The sequence below is a fragment of the Cellulosilyticum sp. WCF-2 genome (assembly GCF_003990395.1).
Classification (GTDB): domain Bacteria; phylum Bacillota; class Clostridia; order Lachnospirales; family Cellulosilyticaceae; genus Cellulosilyticum; species Cellulosilyticum lentocellum.
On sequence record NZ_CP034675.1, the window covers coordinates 572,123 to 590,957 of the forward strand.

The 18,835-nt window shown below is 32.7% G+C and carries 15 protein-coding genes; 1 reads left to right on the forward strand and 14 read right to left on the reverse strand.

Features of this window, described 5'->3' with window-relative positions; genetic code table 11:
- Positions 1 to 150: 150 nt before the first annotated feature.
- The gene (locus tag EKH84_RS02510) at positions 151 to 2,367 is read right to left on the reverse strand and encodes a HelD family protein (protein WP_127065029.1); all 2,217 of its coding nucleotides are present in this window, start codon (positions 2,365 to 2,367) and stop codon (positions 151 to 153) included.
- 172 nt (positions 2,368 to 2,539) lie between these two features.
- Here EKH84_RS02510 and EKH84_RS02515 point away from each other — a divergent pair, with 172 nt between their 5' ends.
- Positions 2,540 to 3,430 (forward strand): LysR family transcriptional regulator, encoded by an 891-nt coding sequence (locus EKH84_RS02515; protein WP_013659145.1) that lies wholly within the window; start codon positions 2,540 to 2,542, stop codon positions 3,428 to 3,430.
- 54 nt (positions 3,431 to 3,484) lie between these two features.
- Here EKH84_RS02515 and EKH84_RS02520 read toward each other — a convergent pair whose 3' ends face one another.
- From EKH84_RS02520 to EKH84_RS02575, 13 genes are all read right to left on the reverse strand, one after another.
- Positions 3,485 to 4,090 (reverse strand): TetR/AcrR family transcriptional regulator, encoded by a 606-nt coding sequence (locus EKH84_RS02520; RefSeq protein WP_013659146.1) that lies wholly within the window; start codon positions 4,088 to 4,090, stop codon positions 3,485 to 3,487.
- A gap of 15 nt (positions 4,091 to 4,105) precedes the next feature.
- Entirely contained in the window at positions 4,106 to 5,815 is a 1,710-nt protein-coding gene (locus EKH84_RS02525; protein WP_127065030.1) for a methyl-accepting chemotaxis protein, read from the reverse strand.
- Between the two features lie 126 nt (positions 5,816 to 5,941).
- Positions 5,942 to 6,475, reverse strand: coding sequence for a GNAT family N-acetyltransferase (locus tag EKH84_RS02530; RefSeq protein ID WP_013659148.1), 534 nt, complete (start codon positions 6,473 to 6,475; stop codon positions 5,942 to 5,944).
- Between the two features lies 1 nt (position 6,476).
- On the reverse strand, positions 6,477 to 7,550 hold the full coding sequence (rsgA, locus tag EKH84_RS02535) for a ribosome small subunit-dependent GTPase A (RefSeq protein ID WP_127065031.1): 1,074 nt from the start codon (positions 7,548 to 7,550) through the stop codon (positions 6,477 to 6,479).
- 368 nt (positions 7,551 to 7,918) lie between these two features.
- Positions 7,919 to 9,559 (reverse strand): ribosomal protection-like ABC-F family protein, encoded by a 1,641-nt coding sequence (gene abc-f / locus EKH84_RS02540; protein WP_127065032.1) that lies wholly within the window; start codon positions 9,557 to 9,559, stop codon positions 7,919 to 7,921.
- Between the two features lie 429 nt (positions 9,560 to 9,988).
- On the reverse strand, positions 9,989 to 10,180 hold the full coding sequence (locus EKH84_RS22720) for a hypothetical protein (protein WP_330547582.1): 192 nt from the start codon (positions 10,178 to 10,180) through the stop codon (positions 9,989 to 9,991).
- Between the two features lie 36 nt (positions 10,181 to 10,216).
- Entirely contained in the window at positions 10,217 to 10,564 is a 348-nt protein-coding gene (locus EKH84_RS22725; RefSeq protein WP_330547583.1) for an NUDIX domain-containing protein, read from the reverse strand.
- A gap of 115 nt (positions 10,565 to 10,679) precedes the next feature.
- Complete coding sequence (locus tag EKH84_RS02550; RefSeq protein ID WP_127065033.1) at positions 10,680 to 11,105, reverse strand: HIT family protein; 426 nt, start codon at positions 11,103 to 11,105, stop codon at positions 10,680 to 10,682.
- Between the two features lie 175 nt (positions 11,106 to 11,280).
- Positions 11,281 to 12,162 carry an SPL family radical SAM protein gene (locus EKH84_RS02555; protein WP_127065034.1) on the reverse strand — a complete coding sequence of 294 codons (882 nt, stop codon included), beginning with the start codon at positions 12,160 to 12,162 and terminating at the stop codon, positions 11,281 to 11,283.
- A gap of 116 nt (positions 12,163 to 12,278) precedes the next feature.
- Entirely contained in the window at positions 12,279 to 13,418 is a 1,140-nt protein-coding gene (aroB, locus tag EKH84_RS02560; RefSeq protein WP_127065035.1) for a 3-dehydroquinate synthase, read from the reverse strand.
- A gap of 58 nt (positions 13,419 to 13,476) precedes the next feature.
- Positions 13,477 to 15,930: an ATP-binding protein gene (locus tag EKH84_RS02565; RefSeq protein WP_127065036.1), complete on the reverse strand. Its 2,454-nt coding sequence runs from the start codon at positions 15,928 to 15,930 to the stop codon at positions 13,477 to 13,479.
- Between the two features lie 263 nt (positions 15,931 to 16,193).
- Positions 16,194 to 18,446: an ATP-dependent Clp protease ATP-binding subunit ClpA gene (clpA, locus tag EKH84_RS02570; RefSeq protein ID WP_127065037.1), complete on the reverse strand. Its 2,253-nt coding sequence runs from the start codon at positions 18,444 to 18,446 to the stop codon at positions 16,194 to 16,196.
- A gap of 3 nt (positions 18,447 to 18,449) precedes the next feature.
- The gene (locus EKH84_RS02575) at positions 18,450 to 18,749 is read right to left on the reverse strand and encodes an ATP-dependent Clp protease adaptor ClpS (protein WP_127065038.1); all 300 of its coding nucleotides are present in this window, start codon (positions 18,747 to 18,749) and stop codon (positions 18,450 to 18,452) included.
- Between the last annotated feature and the right edge of the window lie 86 nt (positions 18,750 to 18,835).

The window sequence follows — 18,835 nt, forward strand, 5'->3', positions numbered from 1 at the left end:
TCCCCCTTAATTTCTTTACATATCCATCTATCTATGTTCCATTACTAGCTTTTTATCATGTGACTAAGTTTTATCATAGTACTTATTATAAAAAATTGCAAAAATAGTAGCCAGTCTTATCAACTATAGGCTACTATTTTAACTATCCCTCTATATCTTTAAAAAGTGACTCACTTCTCCTGTATGACATAGTGCTAAACGGTGAAGTGCCCTAGTACAAGCAATATAAAGAAGTTGTTTATCCTCCGGCTCATCATAATTCACTTCATTCACTTCATAGACAATAACTGCATCATATTCTAATCCTTTTGCCATATAAACTGGCATAATGTGAATACCTTTTTGATAACCTTCTTCTTCTGGATTTAATTGGTGAATATCTAGCTTTCTAGAAAGCTTACTATACACATGATTCACTTGTTTTTGAGATTTACAGATGATTGCTATGGTTTCATAGCCTTCTTTTTGATAAGTCTTAACTCGATCTTCTATCCACTCCAGTTCTTGAGCTTCATTTTCATGCTCAGCAATAACAGGGACTTCTTCATGTCTTTCAAAAGCAATAGCACCTACCTCTCCATCTCTCAACTTAGAGGTAAATAAGCTAATTTCATAAGATGAACGATAACTTTTAGTAAGACTTAGCTTTAATGCGTTTTTAGGCTCTAAACATCTAATAACCTCATCATATAAATCTTCTGTTTCTGATTTTTCAATGGTTTGGCCGATATCACCTAGGATAGTATATTGTGTACCTTTAAAGATTTCTCCTAAGACTTTATATTGTAATGGATAATAATCTTGAGCTTCATCTATAAGTACTTGTTTAATCTGAGGATAAAGTCTTTCACCTTCTAACTTTAACTTCAAGTAAAGTAGAGCCATTCCATCTTCATAAGTTACTAGGTCCGCTCTTAAACTCTTTGCTGTAAAAGTGCGAATCGAATCACTAGACTTAGGCAAATTTAACCCTGATGCAGCGCGATTAAATAAGCTTTCATCCTTAAATAATTTCTCATATAATCTAAAACAATTAACCTTAGTAAAACTTCTTATTGTGCCTAACGTTTGATCTCTATAGCTATTTAACTTTTCATTAACCTTTTCGTCTACATCATAGCCGCCTTCACCTTTAAGCATTTTAAAAAGTTCTTTTCGTTTTGCTTTTTCTAACTCTCGTAGCTTTTTCTCTAGCATATTTTGAATTCGATCTAAACGTCTACCAACAGCCATATTAATAGGATTATCTAGGAAGTTCTTTTTGAGGCTTTTTGCATCTGCAATCAATTCTTCTGCATAATAAACGTCTTTAAACTGAATAAGCTCTTTTTCATAAATATCAATCAAACAATCCAACATGTGTACAAATTGGCTAGACCCTTTAAAGCGAATGGTATTTCTAATAGCCTTTCTATTTTTATTCGTAATCATGTATTCTAATTGACTACTTCTAGAACGCATGCGAATACTGTTTTTAAAATAAGCTTCAAAGAAATCCTCCATTGTACTATATTTTACATTGTCTTCCCCTAGTTCTGGTAAAACAGTACTTACATATTCTCCAAATAAGTGGTTAGGAGAGATAATCATAATGTTATCACTAGTAAGTCCCTCTGCCATACGTTCATATAATAAAAAGGCAATTCGATGCATCGCAATAGACGTTTTTCCACTTCCTGCTACCCCTTGAACAATAAGTACATCATTACCTTTATTTCTAATAATTATATCTTGCTCTTTTTGAATGGTCTCAACAATGTTTTTCATATAAGTTGATGCATTGTTACCTAAGGCTTCCTTTAGCATATCGTCTGTAATAGTTAAGGAGCAATCAAAGAAATAATCTAGCTTTCCCTTTTCAATTTCGTATTGTCTCTTTAAACTCACTTCCCCGCGAATCTCTCCACAAGGAGCCTCATAGCTAGCAGGTCCTAATTCATTACGATAAAACATACTTGCAATAGGTGCTCTCCAGTCATAAACCATTACCTCATAGGTATCATCGTTCATAACATTTTGATATCCAATATATACAGCTTCTGTACTTTCTCCTTCTTCTGTAAAATCAAAACGTCCAAAGTATGGTTTATCTAACACACGTTTATATTTTTCTAACTTCCCTAGTTTATGTTCATATTGAGAGGTTTCTATTCTCTCCATAGTATGATACTGAGTAAGCTCAATATTTCTATCATAATCATCAACAGCCGGTACTCCCCCTGCCCACATCTCTCTTCTGAGAGCTATAAGGTTTCTCTTTTGTTCATCAACCGCATCTCCCCCTAATGAAATCTGTTCATTAAGAAATTCTGTTACTTTATCTAAGTAAACTTGTTCTGCTTTTAATACTACTTCATAATCACTCACTACTCTTCCTCCACTTCTATCTGTTTATGATAGCATTTATGGAGCTTACTGACTAGCTGTATAATTTAGCAAGTAACGATAAATATATTCTGAATTTTTATTTACTTTGTCGGATAATAAATTATAATAAAATTATCAAATATTTATATCATTCATAACTGGAGGTTATATCTTGATTAGTGAACTTCATTTATATCATGTTTTTTATACAGTGGCTCAGTATCAAAGCTTTTCTCAAGCAGCCAAAGCCCTTTATATTTCTCAACCAGCAGTTAGTAAATCTATTAAAGCCTTAGAATCTTCTCTAGGAACCTCCCTTTTTTCTAGGCGTTCTAAAGGCATTTCTCTTACACCAGAAGGCGAGCTTTTTTATAAACATGTTCAAACGGCCTTAGAAGCCTTAGAAGAAGGCGAAAAACTTCTCCTTAAGCTTCATTCCTTAAATGCAGGGCAAATTAATCTAGGAGTTAGTTCTACTTTAGGAACACATTTTCTCATGCCTCTGCTAAAAAGCTTTATGGAACGTTACCCTCATATTAAATTACAAATTATTAATGATTCTACAACAAAGACATTAGACTTAGCAAAAAAAGGGGTACTTGATATTGTTATTGTAAGTTCATCTAACTATTATGATGGTCTTAGTTTCATCCCTTTAAAGAAAATTGAGGATATCTTCGTTTGTAGTCCTAGTTACTATGAATCCATTTCTTCTCTAACCTTACCAGAGCTTTGCGAACAGGCTTCTTTTATGTTTTTATCTAAAGATAGTGTCACTAGACTTTACTTGGAAACAGTCCTTGCTAATCAGGGAATTTCCATTGTTCCTGATATTGTTGCTGGAGATATGAATTTCCTTATTGCTTGTGCAAAACTCGGACTTGGTATTACTTCTGTTATTAAAGACTTTGTATCAGAAGAGTTGGCAACTGGATCCTTGGTAGAAATTCCTTTTACTCTATCTCCAAGTAAACGTTCTATTGATATTGCTTATGCTACTGACACTACTTTTTCTAAAGCAACTTCTTGTTTTATTGACTTTTTAAATCAAGAGCTATTATAAATAATAAGCCTGTTAAGCAGTGGCACATCTGTGCCCTGTCTAACAGGCTCATTTCTATTCTGGCTTAAAAGCTTCCTTAAATTCAAGTACATGCCTTTTTAGTTTCTGTTTAACTTCCTCATCAAACTCATCATATTGATTTAGCATCAAGAAGATTGGCGAATAAAACGCTATTGCTATATACTCCGGATCAACGCTTCTGAACTCTCCTTTTGAAATAAGATATTTAAATATGCTGGACTGGAAATGAATTACATCCTCCATATAAAGCTTTCTATAAAGTTCTTGAATCTTTTTATTATTAAATTGCTCAATAATAAGCATCCTTCTAAACTTAACTGCATATTCATCACAAAAATAGTACTCGAATATTTTAAATGTAATCTGCATAAGCAGTTCATTCGAAATCCCTTGATACATATCTACCTTACTATCTCCTATCGTATAAGGGATTTGCATCGCTTCATAAAAAGTAGTAGCTTTTTCATAACAAACTTCAACTACTCCATCAAAAATATCTTGCTTGTTCTTAAAATGATTGTATAAAGAACTTTCCTTAATCCCTACTGCCCGTGAAATATCCCTTACCGAAACAGCATTGTATCCTTGCATTGAAAACAAGGTTAACGCTTCATAAACTATCTTCTCTTTTGTCTTCATACCTTCTCCCAAAACTTATAGCTTAAATACATTCATACCTTGATCTAAACTATTAGCAATCTCTTTTAATTGAATAGCATTCTCCGAAACATTAACCATAATACTACTTACTTCTGTAGCAGAAGCTGATGTTTCCTGTGTACTAGCCGCATTTTCATCTGCTATAGCTGATAAACTATGTACAATATCCACTACCTTTACTCTTGCTTCGTCCATCTTCTTAGTTCGTTCTAGAATGGCTTGAACTCCCTCAATAGAATTATCTATTCCTTTCTTTACTTCAACAAAGATGGTATTCGTTTTTTCTACATTTTCATTTTGCTTTTCTATTATTTCTTTAACCTCTTTCATAGTGCCAACAGCTGTTGTAGAATCTTTAATGAGAGAAGAAATGATTTCCTCTATCTTTCTAGCTGAATCATTAGATTGTTCAGCTAGTTTCTGAATTTGAGTTGCTACTACCGCAAAGCCTCTTCCTTGTTCTCCTGCTCTTGCTGCTTCAATAGATGCGTTGAGGGATAAAAGATTGGTTTCATCTGCAATAGAGGTAATTAATGCTATTGCTTCTTTAATTTTTAGAGCTGATTCATTGGTTGTATTCGTTTGTTTATAAATGACATCAATAGAATCACTTGCTTTTTTATTTATATTATCTAACTCTTTTAAAGTCTCCGTTGCTGCTTCACTAGATATCTTTATCTGCTTAGCATGATCATTAAGTGTTGCTACAGCTTTATTAGTCTCTTCTATCATGTCACCTATAACAATGACGTGGTCTGTTGCTTTTTGTGTTTCCTCTGCTTGACTAGTTGCCCCTGCTGCCATATCATGAACAGCATTTTCTACTTGTTCTATAGTTATAGCTGTCTCTGAGGCATTGGTGCTAAGAAGTTCTGACGCAGAAAATAAGTTATTTCCTTGCTCTTTAATATGAGTAACAACCTTTAATAAACTTTCTCTTAACGTTGTAATGGCTCTACTCATTTCTCCTGTTTCATCTTTACGCTTATTAAGTTTATTCTGCTCTTCATCCTCAACAAAATCTAATTCTGCAATTCTTGTTACCAATGTTGTAGCTTTTTTAATAGGACGTACTAAATAGCCTGTAATAACATATCCCATAATTAAAGCTACACCAAGAGCAAATCCCCCTCCTGATATGCTTCTCCTAATAATTCTCTCTATTGGTTTTAGAATATCTGCTTCATCAGCTGTAATCACTAATATGTCATTAGTATTTTTTGTTATATAATAAGCAGCATATTTTTTAAGCCCCTTAAAGTCATAACCAACAACAGTTGGCTCTGATACGTTTCCTTCATTAAGTTGTTTTACCACCTCTGTTACTACTTTATTCTCTACTGGTTTACCTATTTTGTCAGTCGTAGGATGATATAGCATAGTTCCATCTTTTTTCACTATATAAGCATAACTTGAATCAATCCCCTTTATTCCTATACCTGCTACCAGTTCTTTTAGTGCTTCTACATACTCTCCATTACTTTCGGATAGAATCTTGTCAACTTCATCCCCATACGCTACAACTAAGTCATATAAGTAATTTTGATTTACATTTGATAGGCTATCACTTGCCAGAGGAATAGCGGTCCATATATTTATGCCTGTAGTTATTATGATAACAATTAGTAGTAAAAGAACCATTTTTGTCTTTAGAGAATAAATATTTATTTCCCTCTTTTTAGTCCCTTCTTTTTGCTCTTTCATATATATCACCCCATTTACAGTATCTTAATATAAAATATAAACCCTGTTCCCCCTCTTTTCAACATATTCAATACATTTTAGGCATATCGTTCTACAAATAAAGCTTATTTTTTTAAACTTTTATGACTATTGTTTAATATACTCGTCTTTAAGAATGGCATATTCATAGGTATCACTCCAAATGGGATTTCCTTTTTCATCTTTTTTGAAATAGATGTTTTGTTTTAAATGACCTTCTCTTCTCATTCCTAAACGCTCCAACAATCTCCAAGATGCTGTATTAAGCGGATTACACATGGCAACAATTCTTCTTGCTCCCCTAGTATTAAAACCATAAGCTATAACAGCATTTGCTGCTTCTGTAGCATACCCTCTCCCTTGATAAGACCGATTAAACACATAACCTATTTCCCATGTTTTAAACTCTTGTTTTGCAAAGTAAATATTGCCAATGAGCTTATTATTTTCTTTTAAACAAACCGCTAAAAACGCTGGACTTTCTGCCCTACTTTTAGCTTCATTTTGACTTGCTTCTATAGAAAAAGCTTGATAAGGCTCATAACGCACCACTTCCTCATCAGAAAGATACTCATATAAATCTTTCCAGTCCTCTTCTTTAAAGCGTCTTATTACTAATCGTTCTGTCTCTAATTGTTGCATATTAAAAATCCCCCTTATTATACTGATCCTTATTTCTGGCTTGTTTCTTTTGTTTAATAAACTTGGCATTGCTTTTAGCCTTTTCTTTTACTCTTTGAAAATATAATGCCTTATTAGCACTATAGGCTGCTTCCTTCTGCAATTTTAAATAGCTTTGCCATCTTGTAGGTAATAAATCGCCATTTATCAGTGCTTCATTAATAGCACAACCTGGTTCATTATGATGTGTGCAATCAGAAAATTTACATTGCTGTATTAGACCTTCTATATCTACAAAGGTCTCTCCTAGGCCTGTAGTAATATCCCACATACCTAATTCTCTCATTCCAGGTGTATCAATCAGCATAGCCCCATTTTCTAGAAATAATAATTGCCTATGAGTAGTCGTATGATGCCCTTTAGAATCTTCTTCCCTTATGCCACTAGTCTTCATACAATCTGCTCCTAAGAGAGCATTTACTAAACTTGATTTTCCTACACCTGATGAACCTAAACATACTATGGTTTTACCAGGTTGTATAAATTTGTTTAGGTTTTCTAAACCAAATCCTGTCTTAGAACTAATGACAATTACCTCTACCCCTATTGCTGTATCAGCTACCTGCTTTACTAAGTCCTCATAGTTAGGGGTTAAATCTGCTTTTGTTAATACGACTACAGGAATGCCCCCACTTTGCCAACTTGCTGCTAGGTAACGTTCTAAACGTTTTAAATTAAAATCATGGTTTAAAGACATCAGTATAAACACATAATCAAAGTTAGCAGCTACTACTTGCTCTCCTCTGCCTACATCTGGATCCTTTCTAGAAAAGTAAGACTTGCGCTCTAAAGTCTTTACGATACGGCTACTACCACTTGCATTATAATCAATAAGTACAAAGTCTCCTACTGTCGGAAATATCTCTCCTGCTTCTCCATGATGATAAATACTCGCCTTTAATACGGCATCTCTTTCTCCACTATTACATATCACCTTATAAAGTTCTCTATGAACTGCAACAATACGTCCTAATAGGTAATCTCCTTCAATATCAACTACTTGCTCATTATATCCTAATCTTCTTAAATCTATCATGATTGCCTCCACTATTTTATGTTTTAGTTAGCTTGCTCGCTTTTACTAAAATCAATAGTGTCAAATACTTTTATACCGTTTGTCTTTCAAAAATGCATGCAAAAAAGACACACCTATGTGATGTGTCTTTACTGGCCACAGTATTCACGAAAGGTTTCACAAAACGGCATCACAAATAAAGGGCTAGAGTCACCTTTAGCATTTGCTTTGCCACTATTTGATTTTAGTTGTTTACCACCATTAATTTATTATTAGTCATCATACAACACTCCTTTCGCTTCTACATTAAAGCATTTAATTCTTAACATAGAAAGTTGTTTTACTTTTCAAACTCTAACATATTTAATACCTTTTTTCAAGCCTGTTAATCAAAATCCATTTCTTTTTTTTATTAATTCTTGGTATTTATTATCTAGCTCCTCATACATTGGTGTTCCTTGCTTTTCTCTACTTAACTGTCCTATGATGTATGCTATTTCATTTTCTAATAACATCTTATCTTCTTTATTGCTCTTCATTTCTTTTCTATGAGCTTCATCTTGTGCTACTTGTTTTTGTTCTTTTCTTTCTAAGTACTCTCTAATGCCATATTCATAACGTCTAATGATCTGGTTTTCAAAAACTAATAATTTATCACACAGCTGCTCTAACATATACCTGTCATGTGTTACCAAAATCAGGGTTCCATTGTAATCTTTAAGTGTCTCTTCTAGCTGCTCTCTAACATGAAGATCTATATGATTAGTAGGCTCATCTAGAATAAGTACTTCACATCCTTGACGAATAAGAATCAATAATTTGAGCTTCATACGCTCTCCTAAACTAAGAACCTCGGCTTTATCATACAAGCGATCATTGGAAAAACCCATTTGTACAAGTGCCATACGTATTTGACGCTCTTCTTCTTTATTGGTGGCTTCAAACACCTGCAAGATACTTTTCTCCTCCTTTATATCTAAAACATCCTGGCTGATATAGCCAATCTTCCTTTCTTCACTAATTCTTATTTCTCCTTCAAGTGGTACTTGTTTTAATATTGCTTTAACTAAGGTTGATTTGCCACAACCATTAACACCATATACCCCTATCTTCTCTCCTCTTTTGACGTAAAAGGAACTTTGGTTAAAAATCAACTTATTCCCATAGAATTTACGAATATCTTTTGCTTGTAAGATAGTATCTCCAACTTTTTTAGTGGCTTCTAGCTGAAATAATACTTTTATTTCTTCTTCTGGTTTTATTAAGCCACCTACTTCTATTTTTTCTAATCTTTTAATTCTAGACTTAACTGCCTTATCCTTTTTTTTAGCTTTTACTCTATTGTACTCTTTTCCCCCGAACTTATTTCCTGTAGCAATTGCCTTTTTACGAGACTCTCTATGAGCTTTTTCAGACCATCCCTTTAGTTCTTCTATTTGTCCTCTAATTTGTGATTTAAGTTTCTCTTGTTCCATAAATAAATGGAGCTGACTCTCATATCGTCTCCTTTTCTCTTCTATGTAAAAGGAATAATTTCCGTTATAATTAACGATCTTCCCTTGATCAATTTCCATAATACTATCAATACATTGGTCTAGAAAAAAGCGGTCATGTGATATGATAACAACTGCCCCTTTAAAAGCTTTTATTTGTTTAATAAGCCACTTTACCCCTTCATAATCCAGGTGATTAGTTGGTTCATCTAGCACTAGAAAGTCTTTCTTGCTATAAAGGAGCTGCGTTAAAAGTTTCTTTGTTCTCTCCCCCCCACTTAATGTCTCCTCTAAATCTAAATACTCTGTGGCTTGCTTCATATATCCTATATCCATGCCATTATATTGCCAAAGAAGCTGGCCACTTGTAGGTTTAATTGTATTGGTAATCATATCGGCTAACGTTGTTTTGCCTGCCCCATTACTTCCTACTATTCCTATCTTTTTTCCTGATTCAATCTCAAAATTAATATCATTTAATATTACTTTGTCACCAAACTCTTTACTAATATGCTTTCCTTGTAAAATAGCTGTCATCATTTCACCTCATATTTTACGAAAGCACACCTCTTTTGTTATGCATCTCCATCTCTTTATTTCTCATCTTCTTGTCTATTAGTTTAGATTTAAAAAAGACTGCAAATGAACTCATGCTCATTTACAGTCTTTTAATAATCCTTATTTACTTCCATAGACCTGTAGCCCTAAAATACGCTTTTCAAAAGGCTACACAATTAATCTATATATAAATCTTGGACAATGACTTATGAGTATGATTAGCTTCATAGATTTTTGCACAACAAGAAAGAGTATGCTCTCTCTTTAATTGTAAAAATAATCTCATCATTAAGCTAAAATCATTCTCATTTCATTCTCCTTTTCTTCATTTCATATTTACCTTCATACTACAACTTTAACTGCTATATTTCAAGCCCTTTTTCGTACTATACTTAATGTAGCTCGTGTTTATGCTTTATTGGCCACATAGTTTTTGGCCTGTTGTATCAACTTATGATACACCACTAATATTTCTGGTTCATTGCAATACTTTTCAAGTTCTTCTATCGGAATCCACATGACACCACTATTTTCTTCTCTATTTATTTCTACAGCTTCCTTTTCATCTGCAATAAGTATATAGGCAACTGATAGATGCATATGTGTCGGTACATAACATCCTCTTTTAATATGCCCCTATACAGGTAGAATATCTAATGAAGCTATGGTATTCATGAGTGGTTTAATATGCTTTACCCCTGTTTCTTCTGTTGCTTCTTTAAGTGCTACATGTAATAAATCTTCATCCCCATCAGCATGTCCTCCAGTCCATGCCCATGTCTTATAAATATTATGATGGACCATAAGTACCTTATCTAGCATCTCATTCATAATAAAGCCTGAACTTGTAAGATGAGCAAATTCATTCTCTCTCAATAATATAGTCTCAGGGAATCTTTCAATATATTCTAGTATCACTTTCTTCTCGCTCATTTCCTGAGCATTTACAGGTGAATAAGCTAATATTTCTTGCTTATAATTCATTCGGTCCTCCACTATACTTAGCTAATATCTTAAGTCGTATACTGCTATCTACTTTTAGTTACACCTTTATAATAGCATAAGTTAATACATGGTACACTAGGCTCCTTATACTATCTTAAAGCTTTTCTTTAACTCTTCTAATAAGTTCTTCATATTCTGCTTCACTTAAAAGTACTTTAGGCTCTGGCATCATTTCAAAAGTTCCTCCAAAACCTGGTCCCCCTTCATATTTAGGAACAATATGATAGTGTAAATGAGTCATCTTATCTGCATAAGCACCATAGTTAATCTTATAAGCACCAAAAGCTTCACTCATTGCCTTAGCTACTCTAGCCACATCCTTCATAAAGGCATTTCTTTCATCATCACTTAAATCAAATAACTCGCTTTTATGTTCTTTATACGCAACTAAGCATCTGCCTCTATAAGTTTGCTCCTTAAATAAATACAGAGTACTTGCCTCTAGATCACAGATTTTAATCATAATATCTGTTAAACGATGGTCTTTCACACAATAAAAACAGTCATTATCAAAATTCATATTCTTTCTCCTTTAGTTTTAATTTTTACAACTGATTTTATTATATATAATTTAAAACAAATTACCTTTTCATATTTTGTCTTCATTGACTTAAATCTTACAATTATAGCTTATTTTTATACCTATCATCACTTCGATAAATCAGTATTATCTTACAGCCTATTCCTATACTATATTAAAACAGACTTAACTGTTCTACTTCATGATTTTTCCTACTGGCTTTAATAATATCTGGCATCTTATATAGCAAACCATACTTTTCACACTCTCTGACAAATAGCTTTCTAAGCTTAGCAAAATCAACACTCCTACACTCATATTGATTACCATAATGCTGAATATACTCCTCTTTAATTCCCGGGAAATATTGATCTAATTTTTCAAAATACCATTCTCGTTGATTCTCTCTTAAGGTCATTCCAATAGCAGGATAGATAAATCTAGCACCTGAAGCTGCCGCCTTAACTACAATTGATTTAATATTTTCTTCATTATCTGCTATAAATGGAAGTACTGGCATCATCAATACTCCAGTAAAAATACCTGCTTCAGCTAAAGCCTTAATTGCTTTGAATCTTTCAGATGAGAGGGCTACTCTCGGCTCTATGATTTTACACAAATCATCTTTATAAGCAGTTATAGTTATTTTTGCAATGACTGGTGAATGATTATTGATTGCTTTTAAAATATCTATATCTCTAGTAATTAACGGACTTTTGGTAGCAATTGCTACTCCAAAACCATATTGATTAATAAGTTCCAATGCACCTCTTGTTAGCCCATATTGTTTTTCAAATGGATTATAAGGATCTGACATAGCTCCTGTACCTATAATGCCTGTTTTTACCTTACGCCTCAGTTCATTATGCAGTATTAAAAGCGCATCTTTCTTTGCTTTAACCTCATCAAAGCTTTCTATGCCATAACAGCTACTACGACTATCACAATAAATACATCCATGGCAGCAGCCTTTATAAATATTCATATTATAGTCTATTCCAAACCAATGTTCTCCTTTAGCATAGGATAACATGGTCTTTGCTGGTATAAATTCCATTTTTATTCTCCTTAGTCCTACTTTTAATACTTATAATATAAGGCATTAAATATGACAGATGTACGTCACATTTAATGCCTCTATTGTACCATATTTAGTTTAATGAAATGGAGGACTTATTTATTTCGCATTTCCTCAATAGCTTCAGATATAAATGTCTCCTCTAGAGCAATAGAATAGTTCCCATCATCATATTGCTTAATCTTACCTACTCCTTCTTGAAAAACAAAACGTATTTTCCCTTTTCTTACCTTTTTATCTGTATATAATTTACTTACTAGTTCCTGAGTTGTAATATGCGCTGGAATATGAGTACTAAGTCCTGTTTTTTCATAAAGTGCAATAACCCTATCAGCTTCTTTCTCACTTATATATCCTAGTTTTTGTCCTATTCTAACTTGGCTAGCCATTCCAATAGCAACAGCCTCACCATGTAAAAGCGTATAGTCACTTAAGGTTTCTATAGCACGACCTACGGTATGACCTAGATTTAAAATCTGCCTTAAATTTGCTTCCCTTTCATCTAGCTTAACTACCTCATACTTAATCTTACAATTCATTTCAGCAATATGGGTACATATTTCTTTTTGCTTCTCTGTAACACCCTCATTGGTTAAAAGCTGGGCTATATGTTCTTCTAAGAATTCAAAAAAAACTATATCTGCCATACAAGCATGTTTAATAGTCTCTGCTAATCCATTACTTACTTGTTTAATAGGCAAAGTGCCCCAAGTTGCTAAATCAATATATACTTTTTTAGGTTGATAAATAAGACCTATTAAATTGGTAGCAAGCTCTGTATCTACAGCTGTCTTTCCTCCTACTGAAGCATCTGCAGCACCTAAAATAGTAGTTGAATAATTAATAAAAGGAATCCCTCTACCAAAAGTTCCTGCAACAAATCCAGCTAGGTCTGTTACTACGCCCCCACCTAATGCGATAATACAGCTATCTCTTTTATGTCCTTTTTCTAACATAGTATCTTCTAATATTTCCTTAGTATGTCTTACTTTAGAAGTTTCTCCAGCTGGGAAGCTTAATAAATCTACATTAAACCCTTCCTTAAGCATTAGTTCATACAGCTTATCACCATATAATTCTTTTACGATTGAGTCTGTTATGATAGCATATCTGCTAATGCCTTGTCCTAAATTTCCTTTTAACTCTCTAATAAGTGTATTAAAAAGGTTATACCCTATTTCAATATCATAAGAATCATCTACCACTCTTTTTAGTTCTACGTAGAATTTACTCATAATCAGCCTCCTTTTATGTATTATAATATACCTTATTCTAACACATGTTTCTAAATTTTTAATATAAATTATAAATATCTGAGAACTCCATTTTGGTTTGTTCTATTCTAGGTTCAAACTCTAAAGGTTCAACCTCGCTATCCTCAAGCACTCTAATAGGGAATTTTATGACAATCTCAGTTCCCTTACCCAATTCACTTTTCGCATCAATTGTTCCTTCATGCATCTTCACAAGTGACTTAACCAATGCTAGTCCAATTCCACTCCCTTCACACTTTCTGGTTAAAAGAGAGTCAACTTGAATAAATGGATTAAATATAGTAGTAAGCTTTTCTTTTGGAATACCTACCCCGGTATCCTTTACTACTACTATAAGACCTTCATCTTGCAATGAGAGATTAACTGATATTATTCCTCCTCTATATGTATACTTAACGGAGTTAGATAAGATATTTAATATGATGCGTTCTAGCTTCTCCGCATCACATGCTGTAATAACTTCTTCTACATCTGTATCAAACAGTAAAGTAATCCCTCTACTCTCAATGTAATCTGCTACAGATAAAGTTGTTTCTTCTATGACATTAACAATGTTTAAATTTTCTAGCTTCATCTTGTAATGTCCAGTATCAATACTTGTTAGTTCCATAATGTTGTTAGATAATCTTAATATTCTATAAGTATTCTGCTTAACCGTGCTTAAGTATTTCACCAAATCAAAATTAGGCTGCACATTGATATGACCTTGTTTTATCCCCTTTTCTAATAATTGTACTGTTGCTAGAATAATATTAAGTGGTGTTCTGAATTCATGTGACATATTAGCAAAAAATTCACTTTTTATTTTTTCTATTTGCAGTGCCTCTTCGTAGACTTTTCTTGCCTCTTCCTGTTCTTTTTGCTTTGAGATATCTCTACCTGTGCAGACATAATACTGCTTATTACTAGTATATTTTATACTCCACTCAATCCATTTATAACTTTTATTTTTACAATAACCTCTACATATAATCCCTCTTACAGCGCGCTTATTGTTTATACAAAATTTTTTTTCAAAAAAGCGTTGCTGATCTTCTCTATAAACAAACTCGTTAGAAGGGTGTCCTATCAGTTCACTAGGTGTCCAACCTAATACCGATTCCCATGCTCCATTTACCTTCTCAATACGTCCATCCATTGCTATTATGGCCATAAGGTCACTTGCAGTTTCTGCAAAGTTCTGTAATTCTTCCTCTAATTCTTCTCGCTTCTCTAGTTCTCTCTTGACAACTTTTGTTAATACCTCATTCTGTATAATTAATGCCAGTTGTCTTGAAATCTTGAAAATTTGTGTTTCCCTACTTGGATTAGTATTATCTAAGTTACTATAGCTACAGATAAGGATTCCTAAAAGCTCATCTTCTAGCACTATAGGATAACATCCTAGATAGCTTAAATCTTTTACTTTGAATGCCTCTCTCTGTTCAATGTCTATGTACTTATAATAGTCATGTGCTAATTTTATGCCCCATAAGTTACCTCCACTTATCATTTCATCTCTAAAACTATTAGTTAATTTAATTTCATCCATTAAATCTAACTCACAAGATTCCATTCCTTCTTTGTATGTACAGTATAAACTATTTTTAGCTTTATTATAAATACCTATAATGATGCCATCTGACTCAATTTCTTCTAATACTTCTTGAATACTTCCATTAATCCCCTTCATCTGATATAAGTATTTAATGTGTTCACTTCCAAGCTCTATATCTTGGGTATACAATTTATTTCTCATATACTCTTTATAATAATTTTTATCTAGCTGACGCTCCATTTTTTTATATAGTGTTATCTCTTCTCTCATACCCAAAATGTACTGGACCTGGCCTGAACTACTTGTAATAGGAATAAAATTAAATTGATACCATCTCTGTTTATTGTCTATTTCTATAACTTTCTCATAACAAATTGCCTCTTTTTTTATTAGAAGTTCATCTTCTCCCTCTTGAATAATACGAGTAAATTCTTGGTTCCAGATGTCTTCATCATTCTTTCCTAGTATACTGCTTCGTTCTAAGTGCTGTGTTAGTGCTGATGCTTTATTAATAAAGCATTCATTTACAAACCTATACTTTTTTTCTTGATCTTTAAGCCACACTACAAAAGGTAATTTATCTAATAATCTTTCTAGCTCTTTTACATTATATATGGGTTCATTTTCTCTCAAAATAATATAATATATTTGCTTTTCGTTCCATTTCCCTATATTTAATATACCTTCATAACTTATTTCCTCATCATTTATATTCCTCAAACTTACTAAAAATTTAGTATGCCCAAGTCTTAATAACTCTTCCCAACTTATAAATTTTACTTCTCCTGGAATCAGGAATTTATCTAGTTTCTTCTCTTGATAAGCAGATAATGTGTATTGTAAGTCTTCTAGTAAGCATTTGTTACAAAATTCTATTTTACCCTCAGCATTAACAATTAAAATTCTATCTCTTATTTTATCTAGAAACTCTTTCATTTTTTCCTTCTCCCATAACCTACTATAATATTACACAATCTTACATTTTTACTTTTTTTTTAATTATTTATTATTTTAATACAAAAGTTAAACATTTAATAGTAATTTTTGTAATTTTTTAAAAAATACAGGTGCTAAATACACCTCATGGTTATTATTATTTATTAAACCTATTTTAAAATAGATTTATAAATGTAACTTATTTCTCTACAATAAAAAATCGATAGACAGTACATCCATTACAGTCTATCGATTTCCTTATCTTAATTAACTTTTATTTTAAACTCTTCTTCTACTAAACTGATTTTACAACTTCCACCTTCATTTAAACTTCCAAATAAAATTTCTTGTGCCAAAAGAGGCTTTATTTTACTTTCTATTAAACGTGAAATTTCTCGTGCTCCATACTCCGCAGAAATTCCCTTTGTGACTATATATTCTATACATTTTTGATTAAAGCTTAGTTTAATTCCTTTTTCTTTTGCCACTTTTTTAAGCTTACTAAGCTCTTTTCGTACAATTAATAATGCCATATCTTCTGTAATATGATTAAATGCAATAATACTTGATAAACGATTTCTAAATTCAGGAGAAAATACTTTCTTAACTTCATCATTAATTGCTTCTCCTTGAATCTTTCTTTCACCAAATCCCACAAGGTTTTTACCTATTCTTGAAGCACCTGCATTAGATGTCATAATTAAAATAACATTTCTAAAGTCAGCCTTGCGCCCCTTATTGTCTGTAAGCGTTGCATAGTCCATGACTTGAAGTAAGATATTATAGATATCTTGATGTGCTTTTTCTATTTCATCAAGCAAAAGTACACAGTAGGGAGACTTTCTAATTGCATCTGTTAATAAACCGCCTTCTTCATATCCTATATATCCAGGTGGTGAACCTATTAACTTTGAGGCAGTATGCTTTTCTGTATATTCACTCATATCAAAACGTATCAGCTTGATACCTAACTCATTAGCTAAACATTTTGCAACTTCAGTTTTACCTACTCCTGTTGGTCCTACAAAAAGCAAGCTAGCTATAGGCTTATTCATTTCACTTAGCCCTGCTCTAGATAATTTAATACTCATTACTACTTGTTCGATTGCTTTATCCTGTCCAAACACTTGTTTTTTTAGGTTCTGTTCTAATTGTCCTAATACCTGTACTTCATTTTTTTCTATCTTTTGCTGCGGTATATGACATATCTTAGATAATGTCTGCTCTATAATAGATAAATCTATAATAGGTTTCTTTTTACGATCTTTAGAACCACTATCATATACTGTATAATAGGCTCCTGCCTCATCAAGTAAATCTATAGCCTTATCTGGTAGAAATCGATCATTCATATATTGCTGACTTAATTGTACAGCACCTCTAATGGCTTCATCTGTATAGGTTACCCCATGATAAGCTTCATAACTAGACTTTAATCCTCTTAAAATAGTAATAGCCTCTTCTATACTAGGTTCTATTACTTCAATAGCTTGAAATCTTCTAACAAGTCCTTTATCTTTTTCAACATACTTTTTATATTCCTCAAAAGTAGTCGCACCAATAAACTTTATACTTCCTTCTGTTAAGTATGGTTTTAATAAATTAGATGCATCTAAAGAACCTGCTCCTAAAGAACCTGCTCCCACGATATTATGAATCTCATCTATATAAACAATAGGTTTATATTGCTTCTTTAAAATATCCAAAATCTTTTTTAAACGCTTTTCAAAATCTCCTCTATATTGTGTACCTGCTAAAGTGGCTCCTAAATCCAAGCTGAAAATTTGAGCCCCTTCTAATACTTTAGGAACCTTTCCCTCATTTAATAATTGTGCAATTCCCATTGTAATAGCTGTTTTTCCCACTCCAGGTTCACCTATATGAATAGGATTATTCTTGTTTTTTCTACAAAGTACTTGTATTGTACGTTTTAAGATTTCCTCTCGTCCTATAAGTGGCTCATTACTTGCTGCTACAACTTTATTTAAATTGGTTACATACTTGGCTATACTCTCTATATCCTTTTCTTCTGAAGTAGTTTGTTCCTCTTGCTCTTCCTCTTCATCAGAAGGTTTCTCTAGTTGTGTGCTATCATCATCTTGTGCATGACAAAGCTCGAATAATAAATCCCTTAAAGTAACGCCCTGCTCTAAAATATAATAAACACCATAACTTTCTGGCAAACCCATAATCCCTGATAGCAAGTGATCTAATTCAATCTGTTCTTTCCCACTATTAATTACCTGTTCACTTGCTCGTATATATACTTGCTGTAAGCTAAAACTTTCTATTGGTTCTATATCTTCTTTCTTTTCTAGGTTTTCTTCCAGATATCCTTCTAAATTAGTTTTGAGCACTTGAATATCTCCATTACAAGCTTCAAATGCATCACAAAATACAGATACATCACACATAACTAGCAATATGTGCTCAGGCGTAATGTATTCATGTTTATAATTACAAGCCAGTTCTTTAGCTTTCATAATAAGCCTACTGACGACCTTTGAAATATACACCTTCTACACCTCTTCTACACTTAGTTTAAATGGAAATCCTTCTTCTTTTGCCCAAGATATAGCTGTTCCAGCTTTAGTCATTGCAATATCATATGAGTAAATACCAGCCACACCATGTCCTGCTTTATGAACATCCATCATAATCTTTTCTGCCTCTGCTGCACTCTTATTAAATATCTGTGTTAATACCTCAACAACAAATTCCATTGTTGTGTAATCATCGTTAAACATAATAACCTGATATTGCTTAGGCAATTTTACCTTAGCTTTTATTTTTTGGTTTAAATCATGATTTGGTTTCATAAATTTCCTCTCCAATAGCTTATTGATACTATTATATCACATCAAAATAAAAGATAGCTTATTTCCTCCCTTACTTCTTGGAACAA

Coding starts and splice junctions, on each gene's coding strand:
- abc-f (WP_127065032.1), bottom strand. CDS start 9,559: ATGACAGCTATTTTACAAGGAAAGCATATTAGTAAAGAGTTTGGTGAC.
- EKH84_RS02565 (WP_127065036.1), bottom strand. CDS start 15,930: ATGAAAGAGTTTCTAGATAAAATAAGAGATAGAATTTTAATTGTTAAT.
- EKH84_RS02520 (WP_013659146.1), bottom strand. CDS start 4,090: ATGAAGACAAAAGAGAAGATAGTTTATGAAGCGTTAACCTTGTTTTCA.
- EKH84_RS22725 (WP_330547583.1), bottom strand. CDS start 10,564: ATGAATTATAAGCAAGAAATATTAGCTTATTCACCTGTAAATGCTCAG.
- rsgA (WP_127065031.1), bottom strand. CDS start 7,550: ATGATAGATTTAAGAAGATTAGGATATAATGAGCAAGTAGTTGATATT.
- EKH84_RS22720 (WP_330547582.1), bottom strand. CDS start 10,180: ATGCATCTATCAGTTGCCTATATACTTATTGCAGATGAAAAGGAAGCT.
- EKH84_RS02575 (WP_127065038.1), bottom strand. CDS start 18,749: ATGAAACCAAATCATGATTTAAACCAAAAAATAAAAGCTAAGGTAAAA.
- EKH84_RS02525 (WP_127065030.1), bottom strand. CDS start 5,815: ATGAAAGAGCAAAAAGAAGGGACTAAAAAGAGGGAAATAAATATTTAT.
- EKH84_RS02555 (WP_127065034.1), bottom strand. CDS start 12,162: ATGGAATTTATACCAGCAAAGACCATGTTATCCTATGCTAAAGGAGAA.
- aroB (WP_127065035.1), bottom strand. CDS start 13,418: ATGAGTAAATTCTACGTAGAACTAAAAAGAGTGGTAGATGATTCTTAT.
- EKH84_RS02550 (WP_127065033.1), bottom strand. CDS start 11,105: ATGAATTTTGATAATGACTGTTTTTATTGTGTGAAAGACCATCGTTTA.
- EKH84_RS02530 (WP_013659148.1), bottom strand. CDS start 6,475: ATGCAACAATTAGAGACAGAACGATTAGTAATAAGACGCTTTAAAGAA.